At 38.6% G+C, this 12423-nt stretch carries 10 protein-coding genes; 4 read left to right on the top strand and 6 right to left on the bottom strand.

Going from position 1 to position 12423, the window contains the following annotated elements; all coding sequences use genetic code 11:
• Nucleotides 1–2 precede the first annotated feature (2 nt).
• From ACG94X_RS08535 to ACG94X_RS08520, 4 genes are all read right to left on the bottom strand, one after another.
• Nucleotides 3–653: a hypothetical protein gene (locus tag ACG94X_RS08535; RefSeq protein ID WP_419383298.1), complete on the bottom strand. Its 651-nt coding sequence runs from the start codon at nt 651–653 to the stop codon at nt 3–5.
• A gap of 64 nt (nt 654–717) precedes the next feature.
• Nucleotides 718–1236 carry a hypothetical protein gene (locus tag ACG94X_RS08530; protein WP_419383297.1) on the bottom strand — a complete coding sequence of 173 codons (519 nt, stop codon included), beginning with the start codon at nt 1234–1236 and terminating at the stop codon, nt 718–720.
• A gap of 41 nt (nt 1237–1277) precedes the next feature.
• Nucleotides 1278–2384: an MBL fold metallo-hydrolase gene (locus ACG94X_RS08525; RefSeq protein WP_419383296.1), complete on the bottom strand. Its 1107-nt coding sequence runs from the start codon at nt 2382–2384 to the stop codon at nt 1278–1280.
• Between the two features lie 2 nt (nt 2385–2386).
• The gene (locus ACG94X_RS08520) at nt 2387–3325 is read right to left on the bottom strand and encodes a cation diffusion facilitator family transporter (protein WP_419383295.1); all 939 of its coding nucleotides are present in this window, start codon (nt 3323–3325) and stop codon (nt 2387–2389) included.
• Between the two features lie 141 nt (nt 3326–3466).
• On the opposite strand from ACG94X_RS08520, the gene ACG94X_RS08515 reads away from it, so the two are divergent.
• The 3 genes from ACG94X_RS08515 to ACG94X_RS08505 all read left to right on the top strand — a co-directional run bounded on the left by ACG94X_RS08515 (nt 3467) and on the right by ACG94X_RS08505 (nt 6297).
• Nucleotides 3467–3970, top strand: a complete 504-nt coding sequence (locus tag ACG94X_RS08515; protein ID WP_419383294.1) for a GNAT family N-acetyltransferase — start codon at nt 3467–3469, stop codon at nt 3968–3970.
• Nucleotides 3971–4450: 480 nt separating this feature from the next.
• On the top strand, nt 4451–5356 hold the full coding sequence (hcaR, locus tag ACG94X_RS08510; protein WP_419383293.1) for a DNA-binding transcriptional regulator HcaR: 906 nt from the start codon (nt 4451–4453) through the stop codon (nt 5354–5356).
• A gap of 263 nt (nt 5357–5619) precedes the next feature.
• A complete protein-coding gene (locus tag ACG94X_RS08505) occupies nt 5620–6297 on the top strand; it encodes a DUF1345 domain-containing protein (RefSeq protein ID WP_419383292.1) in 678 nt (225 codons plus the stop codon).
• Between the two features lie 40 nt (nt 6298–6337).
• Here ACG94X_RS08505 and ACG94X_RS08500 read toward each other — a convergent pair whose 3' ends face one another.
• On the bottom strand, nt 6338–7006 hold the full coding sequence (locus tag ACG94X_RS08500) for an HAD-IA family hydrolase (protein WP_419383291.1): 669 nt from the start codon (nt 7004–7006) through the stop codon (nt 6338–6340).
• A 126-nt stretch (nt 7007–7132) separates the two neighbouring features.
• Nucleotides 7133–8074 carry an RluA family pseudouridine synthase gene (locus tag ACG94X_RS08495; protein ID WP_419383290.1) on the bottom strand — a complete coding sequence of 314 codons (942 nt, stop codon included), beginning with the start codon at nt 8072–8074 and terminating at the stop codon, nt 7133–7135.
• A 793-nt stretch (nt 8075–8867) separates the two neighbouring features.
• Between ACG94X_RS08495 and ACG94X_RS08490 the strand changes: the two genes are divergently transcribed.
• Nucleotides 8868–12368, top strand: a complete 3501-nt coding sequence (locus ACG94X_RS08490; protein ID WP_419383289.1) for an Rne/Rng family ribonuclease — start codon at nt 8868–8870, stop codon at nt 12366–12368.
• Nucleotides 12369–12423: the final 55 nt, after the last annotated feature.

Below are 12423 nucleotides of genomic sequence, written 5' to 3'. Positions count from 1 at the left end.
ACTTACATTCGCACATTTGTACCAAACTGCTCTTTCCATCCTTTGGTTTCAATGGCAATTTGCTTGGCGAGTTTGCTTTTCACATCTTGAATTAAGCGCGCCCGTTCCTGTCCATGCACAAAACGACCTTTATAATCACTTTGCATGGTTTGAATATATTCATTCAGTGCACGCTGTTGTTGTTTGGTTTTGGGAGCGGTATGCAAAAATTGAAGGTATTCCTCATCTGGGTTTGTGCTAAGTGGATCACCCAAAATATCTTCAACATACAGTACGGCACTGACTAATTTCACCTTACCCTTTGCATCTACAGTATAGGTTTGTTTGCGCACACCATAAGGATAAGTCCAGAGCCCCTGCCGATCACCTGAGGCCCAATAACTATAAAAAATAATATTGTTATCTTTGACCTCATAATCGCCCAATTCAATTTGGCTAATACTACAGTCACCACTGGTTGAATAAATTGTATGCGTGAGCAACTTTTGATTATTTCGATATAATTCAATATCTTTACGTAATAAAGCAACGTCATCTTGATTCAATACAGTTTTCAACTCAGAATTATTCTGATTAATTTGTATATTTTGAGTCTCAGCAAAAGCTGTACTAGATAATGCCAGTAACATCAATAAAGTTTGGATTATTTTCATTATTCATCTCCCTTGATTTTTCAATCAGGAATCAACACTATTTTTTAGTTTGGGTAAATACCCCCTAATCTTGACACAGCTTTTCCAAAACTGGAAGTATTTCACCTGCCTGACTAAAGGGTTGTGTCTGACGATAATGCTCTACCTTTTTAACCAGTTTATAGTTTTTATCGTCCTGACTTTTAAACTGCTCAAGTCGTGTAAATGTCCGATCCTTACACAATACTTGATAATAATTAATCGTGTATTGTCTTTTTTGATTTACACTTTTAACCCAAGCTTGAGCAAGCTGAATAGTATCGGCCAATCGCAGATCATTTTCAAAGAATTGAGTATCTGAATTTTGGTATATCAGCTCCCATTTATCCCCCATTTCCAAATCATATTTTTCATTTGAAGGCTTAATACTTTTCGTATAATCCTCAGGTTCAAAATCTTCGACTGCTGCAGATTGGTCTACAACAGCACATGGCTCGTCTGAAACACAATCATTCTTAGCCGCTTGAGTTACTTCTATAGATTTTGCAGCGGCTGAAGTCATTACCAAACAAAAGAACAAAGTACTGGATAAGATTTTTATCATTTTTAGCGCTCTCAATTTTTTATCTGGCTCAATAAGACCCTCTACACCACCAATTTACGACCTTCACGAATACAGTAAAATGGATTAACCATTTTTGATGAATTCTTCATGGCTTTTTGTAAATCATGCTCAGGCTGTTCTCGCGCTTCATCCGTCAATTGGAAAGTACGGTAATGAATTGCCAAAGAACGCTTGGCTTGTAAATCTAAATGCGCCTGAAAAGCATCCTGTGGATTCATATGCATATATTTCATCAATGCTCTAGGTTCATAAGCCCCTATTGGCAATAAGGCTATTCGTGGCGTTCCTAAACGTTTTTGGATTTCTTTAAAATGTGGTGAATAACCAGTATCCCCTGCAAAGAAAAAATGTCCATACGGTGAAAGTACAGAGAAACCACCCCACAATGCAATGTTCTGATCACGTAAACCGCGTCCAGAACCATGCTGTGCAGGGGTATAAACAATTTTTAAATCTTTAAATAATGCAGATTGCCACCAATCCATTTCAATCACATGGAATTCTTTAGATAAATATTGTGAATTGCCTAACCCTGTATAAATAGGCATCGCAAATTTATTGTGCAACCACCTTAAAGAAGCCAAGTCCATATGGTCATAATGGTTATGACTCAACAAAACAGCATGAATTTGTGGCAATTGTTCCAAAGCAATTCCCGCAGGAATGACACGTTTAGGACCTCGCCCATGTTTCGGACTGACATGATCTGCCCAAACTGGATCTGTTAAAAAATTATAAGGACCGATTTGTACCAATACAGTTGCATGACTAACAAACCAAACCTGCCAATCACTGGCATCTGCATTCGGTCTATCTTGCGGTAAGGCTCTTTTAGTCGCATAAAATTCTGCGGATTCTTTTTGTTTATCAACATTCCATGTATAGGATTTCCGCGTTCCTAGCCATTTCACTAAATCCCAACGACTACGCCCATCTGGTTTTCGCACTTCATTGAAAAACCGTTCACCATTATGATGCTCAGAACCAATGACATTGAAAAAAGGCTTATGCCACGTGTGCGACATACAATTTTCAGTATCTATTCGATAATGTAATTGTTGAGATTGCTTTGTATTGCTTTGTATTGTTTTATCTTCAATACCAACAATTTCCTCTTGCTTTGACATGGTTACTCTAAACGCCCTTTCATTCTTTCGAGCCAAATTTGCTTGGTTTGTGGTTTAACAAATAATGCCACGATTTCAGGATGAATACTTTTAATCTTGGCTTCAATTCGGTTTACACATGCTTCAATTTCATCAGTTGTCAGATGATCTTTAAATTCTAAACTCAAAGAAGCAATCACCTGATGTGCGCCTATTTGTTCAGTTAAAACGCCATTTGCAGAATACACTGCAAAATCTTCTTGAGCGACATTTAAAACATTTTGACGCAATTGAGGATCTGCAGTTTCTCCCAATAACAATCCTTTCGTTTCTCTGGCTAAAAGTAAAGCTGAAATGGCTAAAACTACACCAATTAAAACAGAAGCTACACCATCTAAAACTGGCACATTCAATTCATGCGCTAAAAAAATACCCATTAAAGCAATGAACAAGCCAATTAACGCAGCAGAATCTTCAAATAAAACCGTAAATGTCGTCGGATCTTTACTGTGTCGGAAAGCTTCGAAATAGCCCATTTTACCTTTGGTTTTCTTAAATGATTTCAATGCAACAAACCAAGATGTCCCTTCACAAAGAATTGCAAAAATGAGCACAACGTAATTAACTAATGGCGACACCATTTCCTCTGGATGCCGAATGTGTTGAACCCCTTGATAAATTGAAACCACAGAACCCAAAGCAAAAACCAATAATGCGACAATAAATGCCCAAAAATACAACTCACGACCATAGCCAAAAGGATGCAAATAATTGGCAGGTTGCTGCGATTTTTTTAAACCATATAACAATAATATTTCATTTAAAGTATCTACAACCGAATGTACAGCTTCACTCAACATTGCCGAACTATTTGTAATATACGCGGCAACAAATTTCGCACAAGCGATCGCCAGATTACCAAAAAGTGCTGCATATACGACATTTTTGTTAGAATCTGACATTTATTGTCCTATTTTTACAATCAAATACATAGATTTGATTTTTATAACCATATTCATTCATATTAGCCAAATAATATATGATTTTTCTTTGTTTTTTGTTGCTTTTCACACTCGAGCGTAGCGTTTATGGATCCCGTTCAAATGCGTATTAAAAACTCAAGTTTTGAACATCATGCACAAATATTAGAGGTTTGGGAAAAATCAGTTCGTGCCTCTCATCACTTTTTAAATATTCAACAAATTGATCAAATAAAAATTCTCATTACCCAACATGATTATTTCAGCCATGTTCAATTGTTTCATATCGAATTGAATCAGCAAATTATTGCATTTACTGGTTTGGCTTATGAAAAAATTGAAATGTTATTTGTAGATCCCCAATATTTTGGACAAGGTCTTGGCACAAAACTGATTCAACATGCATTTTCACTGGGAGTGAATGCCGTTGATGTGAATCAACGAAACCCTCAAGCGCTCAGTTTCTATCAAAAGCATGGTTTTCAACAAATTGCCCGCTCCGAACTCGATGCCGAAGGCCGTCCATTTCCAATTCTGCATTTAAAACGTAAAAATGATGAAATTTATAATTTAGAGAATCAAGTCTTACAGCAAAAATTACAACCTTGTTATTCGATAGATCATTAACGATTCAATCACATATAAATCATTTAAAAATAATAACTAATGTTCAATGTTTTCTTAAAAACCAGTTTGGTTTGAATAACCAATTTATCTACTTTTCGAAAACCATCTTAATACCTAGATTTGTATAGACAGATAACGAAATACGTCCACTCTTTGCATCGATGAATGCATCAATTCACCACAACCCATTTTCTCCAATCATGAAGGCTTTTCTACGACTAATATGGGATACAAATAAATCACTCAACTGAGTCAAAGTCATCGCTGTTCAAAGCGGTTTGAGGAATTTTGGCTTTGTTTTAATTAATACATTTTTTGAATGAGTAGCCTTACAAATTTTTATATTATATTGATTATACTTTTTAATTTTCCATTTACTTTCTAAATAGCACAATCATATTTATGTCCGAGTTGTTTATAGATTATACTCTAACCACATTACAGTAATACATTTTTTGGATTACTCTTCGGACGAATTATATGGAATTACGACACCTGAGATACTTCATTACTGTTGCTGAGGAACTCAACTTCAGTAAAGCAGCACTGAAGCTTTACACAGCGCAACCCTCACTAAGTCAACAAATTAAGGATTTGGAAGAAGATGTCGGCGTTAGACTACTCAATCGAACTAAACGTAAGGTTGAATTGACGGAGGAAGGTGCTGTTTTTCTTGAACAAGCACGTCTAACCCTTGCCCAAGCAGATAAAGCAATCGCAATGGCACGTCAGGTTTCTAAAGCCAAGCAACAACTGTTACGCATTGGTTTTGTTCCTGTAGCAGAAATGAAGGTGTTCCCTTATGTTTTGCCCAATTTACGGGTGCAAAATGCTGAATTAAAAATTGAACTACTCAGCTTAAATAACCTTGAGCAAATGCGTTTAATCAAAAAAGGCGAGCTAGATATTACTTTTACGCGTAATAATTTCAGCAATGACGAAATTGAAAGCAAATTTGTACTACGTGAGCCACTCATTTTTATCCTTCCAAAAGATCATCCTCTCGCTAAATATGACCAAATTCCAATCAAAGCCTTAAACGGAATTGACTTCATTATTCCTGCAGAAGAACAATCTGGAATCTTACACAATGTCATTTTAGATTTTGCTAAAGCACAAGGCATTGCATTCAATATTGTGCAAAAAGCAGATAACATCTTATTTAACATTAACTCTATTGGTATGGGTTTAGGCTGTACAATTCTGCCAGGTTATATTGCACCACTCACCATGAACAACACTTTAATTCGACCTTTAGATGTCGAGCTGCCCTATTTGGATTTGTATGTGAGTTACAGAAAAAATAGTACTTCAGCCGCTGTACATAAATTTATCGAACTTCTCACTCAAGTATTTTACTTAGACATCACCCGTTCAGATCACTAGATTTGTATTGCCGCACTATGATTAATTTAAAATAGAAATAACTAACTTATTCACACTTTATAAGCATAAAAATAATTGAATAAGTCTTTCAGTATTGAGAGCCCTAATTCCTAGGATTGTTTTATTTTTATACAATATCACCATTGTAAAATGATGCTTTTATTCAAATAATTTTCATACAACATAAATCTAATCATATTGGACATATTCCTTTAAAATAATGATCAATAAACATAACAACTGTTTTTTAAGCTGAGTCAAATATGGTGATACGTACATTTCATAAAATTAAATTTGGTATCCAATCCCATCCTTACTTTTTTATTACTTTTTTATTGACTGCTATTTTGTATCTGATCATTAATTTTACCCTTCATTGGAGTTGGTCGACACAACTTCTAATCAGTTGGAATATATCTGTTTTTGTTTATTTGATACTGACAATGAAAGCCCTTTGGTATACCAATCGGGCACATATTTTAAAACGAGCCCAGCAACAAGATGCAAGTAAATGGTTTATTTTATTACTCGTTGTGATGGCACTGATTATGTGTTTTATTGCCATAATTATTGAACTCAGCCATCTTCCCCATGTTTCTACCATTAAATCTGGACACTTAGCTTTAGCGATTTGTACGATCATTTTTGCATGGTTGTTTATGCATACTGTCTTCGCGATTCACTACGCACATGACTTTTACTTGGCAATTGCAAATAAAAAAGATGGCGGCTTAGATTTCCCCAAAACACCAGAACCGACTTATCCAGATTTTTTATATTTTAGTTATATTTGTGGTACATCTGCGCAAACTGCGGATGTCTCTATTACATCTCGTTCGATGCGCGTTTTAAATATTCTCCATATCCTTTTGGCGTATGGATTTAACACGACGATTTTGGCGATCTGTATTAATGTAGCAGCGAATTTTATTATGGCTTAAATAAGTGGTGGAATAAAACGCCCCCTGTGTTCTATATCAATCAAACGGCTTGTTTTAATTTCACCTGTACATTTAAAAACCGATGTAAAGCAGCAACATCATTGGCAATGGTTAGTGGATTAAATTGCTGTAACACCGCAGCTGTATGCACGCCATAACTGACACCGACACGCGGCATAGCAATATTTTGCGCCATTTCCAAGTCATAAGAGGTATCACCAACCATAATCGTCTGCTCAGGCTTTAACCCCGTATGCTGCAATATTTCAGCAAGCATTAGCGGGTCAGGTTTAGACTTAGTCTCACTCGCTGCACGAGTAATTTCAAATAAATCATGGCTATTGGTCTGACTCAATACACGATCCAACCCTCGACGGCTTTTCCCTGTCGCTACAGCCAATTTTATATTCTGATTTTTTAATTCATACAGCATGTCCGAAATACCTTCGAACCACTTATCTCCTGCTGAATGTGCAACATAATGATCGCCATAACATTTTAAAATTTCAGTATGCAGTTCAGGCACATTCGGAAATAAAACCTGTGCAACTTCGGGTAAACCCAAACCGATAATACTTTTTGCAGCATCAGCAGTTAAAGGCTGTTCAAATTGCTCAGCTGCATATAGCAAACTTGCAACAATCTGACCGACAGAATCAAATAAAGTGCCATCCCAATCAAAGACAATCAGTTCTACAGGTTTTTGCATGAATTTTTCCAATCGTTGATTTATTTACTAATCCTCCCACAACCCTTCTTTTTTAAAAGAATAAGGAACAACATTCCGCAAGAGGGAAATGAAATTCCCTTCCTTATAAAGTAGGGCTAGGGTGGATTATGAATCTTTCTTCTGTGCTCTTAACTGCGCCACCAAACTCTGCATATCTTCTGGTAATGGTGCTTCAATAGTCGGATAGCCTGGAATCTCCAGACGCAGCGCATGTAGACTCAAACGACGTGCTTTTGGCCCTTTATATTCAGTTTCATGCCCATACTTATCATCACCTATCAAAGGATGACCAATACTTAAACCATGCACACGAATCTGATGGGTACGACCTGACAAAGGTGATGCGTACACTAATGTTGCATGCATAAATCGCTCAGCAACGTTCCATTGTGTCTTACTTTCTTTACCTTCTTTTGACACACACACACGACGTTCACCATTCGCCAGTTCATAACGATGCAAAGGCGCATCAATCAACTGTCTATCTAGGCTGACTTGCCCTTTTACAATCGCAGCATAAGTCTTTTTAATTTTATGTTCACGCAATAAATCTTGCAGCGTTTTCAGCGTACTGCGTTTTTTACTGATCATCACCAGACCTGACGTATCACGGTCAATACGGTGAATTAATTCTAAATATTTTTTACCCGTCGCAGCACGTAAACCTTCAATCAATCCATATGCCACACCACTACCGCCATGCACAGCAATACCCGATGGTTTATTCACCACCATCAAGCCTTCATCTTCATAAACCACACGCGTCAGCAAGCTTTGTGCAACTTTGTCTGAAACAGGTGCAGCCGTTTCATCTTTTGGTTCAAATCGAATCGGTGCAACGCGGATCATATCGCCAATCGCAAGTTTAGTTTCAGCTTTAACGCGCTTTTTATTGATACGTACTTGCCCTTCGCGAATCAAGCGATAGATACGACTTTTCGGCACACCTTTTAAGCGCGTAAATAAAAAATTATCAATGCGTTGAGCTTCCTGATATTCGTCAACTTCAAACCAGGTGACACTTTGCCAATCTTGCGTAGAATTCATACAGTTACGATGACCCAATAAAAAACGAAATTTGATTAAAAACTGATCACTTAGACTATACTTTTCATACAAAATAGCAGTATAGCCCATAGGCAGATGATGCAAGGTTTGCTATAGTCAGCGCACGGATACCACCGTAAGTGAACTTTATGACCGTTATTCCAGAAACTTTTCAAACAAAAATTTTTTGAAATAGCAGGCTAAATAAAGCATTCATCTAAAACTCGGAATGGTCCCAAAAGAATATGCCGACGCCGAAGGCTTTTATTATATCGGCAAAAAGACAAACTGTTGCGTTTAATTGTACATAAAGTACAGAATCAGTTTGTTTAAAAATATATGTCGCCAACCCAAATGTTGGTTTTTAAACATAAACTGATACACACCAGACAAGTCGCTTTAGAGTGTTATTCAGGACATAAGTGTTTGAGGCATTGGAACTGCATAGTTTGTAAAGGTACGATGATAATTCCGTATCAAGATACTCTCCCTATGAGTAGAGTTAATCTTCGAGCAATATGACAGTGAAAGACGAATCAAATCAGTCATCCAATGCACCACTTTCAGTGCCAGTGAAAAACTCAAGACTTTAATTGTGCAAAGATTAAAGAAAGTATTGCAACATCAATATAGGCATCAACATTCAACGCTGCCATAAGCAAGTTGATAAATCGTTTGAATCGTAAGAGATGTTTCCATGATTTAAATATTGAGCCAAAATTTTAGATGTTCGCTTCACTTAACCGTTAGCGAGTTGTTGGTGTGGATCACTATTATATTAGGTGTTACACCCATGAAACGTATGTTGATCAATGCAACACATGCCGAAGAAGTTCGCGTTGCACTCACAACTGGTCACCGTCTTTACGATTTCGACTTAGAAAATCGTACGCGTGAGCAAAAGAAAGCCAATATCTATAAAGGTCATGTCACTCGAGTAGAGCCTTCTTTAGAAGCTGTATTTGTAGAATATGGTGCAGGTCGTCAAGGTTTCTTGTCGATGCGCGAAATTGCCAATACGTATTACAAAGCTGACCCTCGTCAGACTTCAAATATTCGTGAACTCATCACCGAAGGTACTGAACTTCTTGTTCAAGTTGAAAAAGAAGAACGTGGTAATAAAGGTGCTGCTCTCTCTACTTATATTTCACTTGCAGGTCGTTATTTGGTACTTATGCCGAATAATCCAAAAGGTGGTGGTATCAGCCGTCAAATTTCAGGTTCAGTTCGTGAAGAACTGAAAGAAATGTTGTCGTCGCTTAATACTCCACGTGGTATGAGCGTGATCGTTCGTACAGCAGGTATTGGTCGTTCTCAAGAAGAATTACAACTTGATCTACAGCATTTATTAGACCTTTGGGCGCAAATCCAAGGGACTGCAAAAACTGGCCCATCACCAATGTTAGTACACCAAGAAGCAGGTGTGGTAACACGTGCAATTCGTGACTATCTACGTGATGATGTTGCAGAAATTTTGATTGATTCTGAGCAAGCCTATAACGAAGCTTATAACTTCGTTAAAGCAGTCATGCCGAACCAATTAGACAAGTTAAAAACCTATACATTAAATGAACCATTATTTGCTCATTTTGGCATCGAAAGTCAAATTCAAACTGCTTATGAACGTGAAGTAAAACTTCCTTCTGGCGGCTCGATTGTTATTGACCAAACTGAAGCATTGGTTTCTATTGATATCAACTCTGCAAAATCGACTCGTGGTCATGATGTAGAAGAAACAGCGCTCAGTACAAACCTTGAAGCTGCTGAAGAAATTTCTCGCCAACTCCGTTTACGTGATATTGGTGGTTTGGTTGTTATCGACTTCATCGATATGACCAAAGAACGCAACCAGCGTATGGTTGAAGCGAAACTTCGTGAATCAACGCAAAGTGACCGTGCACGAATTCAATTCGGTCAATTGTCACGTTTTGGTTTAATGGAAATGAGCCGACAACGCTTACGCCCATCGTTAGAAGAAGCAACGGGTTATGTATGCCCTCGCTGTCATGGCACAGGTATGGTTCGTGACTTACGTTCTCTTTCGCTTTCAATCATGCGTAAAGTTGAAGAGATTGCACTTCGTGAACGTCAAGGTGAAGTACAAGTAGAAGTACCTGTAGAAATTGCAGCATTCTTATTGAATGAAAAACGCCATAGCCTTGTTTATTTAGAACAAACGTCGAATGTCCGTGTAACCGTACTGCCTCATCCGCATTTAGAAACACCTCATTATGAAATTTCGTTTAACCCTGAAGGCTTTGCGCCAACGAGCTACGAACGTACCGAAGCAACACGTTTAAGTGAAAAAGAATTGGGTTATGCATCTTCTGAATGGCATTTAGAAGAAGATCAAACTCAACACGCTGCTGCACCTGTTCAAACTCAAAACAATAAGCAAGCTAACAGAAAGCCACAGCCTGCTGTCCAACAACAAAAAGTACAACAAGCCGTACAAGCTCAAGTTGCTCAACCATCGACAAGCCCATGTGCTTGGTTAGAAAACTTGTTTGTACAAAAACAAGCTGCAACTGTAGATCAATCACGCTCTGCAAATAATGCTGCGGCTTCAATTGAACAAATGGTCAATGCTGGCGCTGTAAGCCGTGGTCAATTTGGTCAAGTGAGCCAAGCACCGCAAGCCGTTGAAGCACCTGTTATTGCTGAAACCAATGCTTATCTATCTCACTCAGCTGTTCAAAAACCAGAACCGCGTGAGCACGAAAAGCCAGTTGAGAGAGAAGAGAAAACTCAACGCAACAATAACAACAAGAATAAAAATCGCAATAAGCACAAAGAACTACGTGAACAATCAAATGAACCAAATCAATTGATTGAAGAAGTTGTTCAAGTGTCTCGTCAAGAGCAGCGCTATGAACAGCGTCAAGAACAACGTTCTGATCAACGTCAAGAGCAACGCTATGAACAACGTCAGGAACAACGTCCTGATCAACGTCAAGAGCAACGCTATGAACAGCGTCAAGAGCAACGCCCTGATCCGCGTCAAGAGCAACGTGAGCGACGTCAACAAAAGCAACCACGTCCGCAGCAAGATCAGCAGCATGAAGTAAATAATGTTGAACAAGCTGTACCACGTCGTGACCGCAACAATCAGCAACGTCCAAACCGCCCAAATCGTCATCGCGATCAAAGCGTGTTTAATGACGAACAACAAACGCCAGTGAATGCACCTGTAGAGCTTCAACATGCTCCTCAAAGCAACCAACTGAAGGTTGATGTCATTGATGCACCGAAAAATGAACAAATTACAACTGCACTGGTTGTAAATGTTGATCAAGCACAAAGTGAAATTGTGGCATTAAACTCACAACAAGCAGCTACACCAGTGAAAGCTAAAAAGCATTCACCAGTAGTAGAGGAAAAAGTTGTTGCACAAGTAGAGCCAATTGGAGAAGTTAAAGCTGAAGAAGCTCCAGTTCAACAAAAAGCTGAGACTATGCAACCAGTACAACGCGCAAGCAATGATCCACGCAAAAAGCGTCGTGAACAACGTGCTGCAACTCAGGCTAAACCTGAAGCGCCAAAAATCACGCCATCACAAGTACCGACTTTAGGCCAGTACACGATGGGTGGTTTGATTCGTGAAGTGTATGGCGATGACTGTGCTGTTCTCATTGAACAATTTGGTTTAATTCCAACATTCAACCGTGCATTACTTAAATTCACTGAAGAATATGCTGCAACATTAACTGTTGATACAGCTGTCAAAGTGGAAGAGAAAAAACCAGTCACACGTGATGTTGTTATTAACAAAGCAGAACCTGAAGCAGAACCTGCTCAAGTTCTAGATCTAACACCACCAAAAGCGGTGAATGATCTACGTGTTGCAAATGACCCACGTGAACGCCGTCGTCTCGCAAAACAAGCCGTAGAACAAGCGAAGCAAGCTCAACATGCTGAACCTGAACAAGTTCAGGCAGAAGTAAAAACTGAAGCTCAAAATAGCCCCGTTGAAGAGGTCGCTCAGCCTGTTGTTGAAACTGTAGCTATTGCAGCGACTCCAGCAGAAGCTCCTGCTACAGTAGAAACTGTTGTTGAAGCTCAAGTTGCAGAGGATGCACCTGTCGTTGTAGCGCAAGAAGTTGCTGCTGTATCTAAAGAAGTTGAAGTGAAAGTGAAAAAAGCTCAACAACCTTTAGCTTTAGACGCAGAAACGACCGCGCTTGATACAGACAGTGAGCTTGCTGAACTTACATCGACTGATGATAAACCAGCACGCCCTCGTCGCCCACGCGGTCGCCCTCCGAAGAAAGCAACACCACCTGTTGCTGAGTAATTTTCTTCAATTTACATAAAATGCAGCCGTAAAAGAAAACCTAGCCATTCCGATG

The sequence above is a fragment of the Acinetobacter psychrotolerans genome (assembly GCF_048552595.1).
GTDB lineage: Bacteria > Pseudomonadota > Gammaproteobacteria > Pseudomonadales > Moraxellaceae > Acinetobacter.
This window is presented reverse-complemented; position numbering and strand designations above follow the sequence as displayed.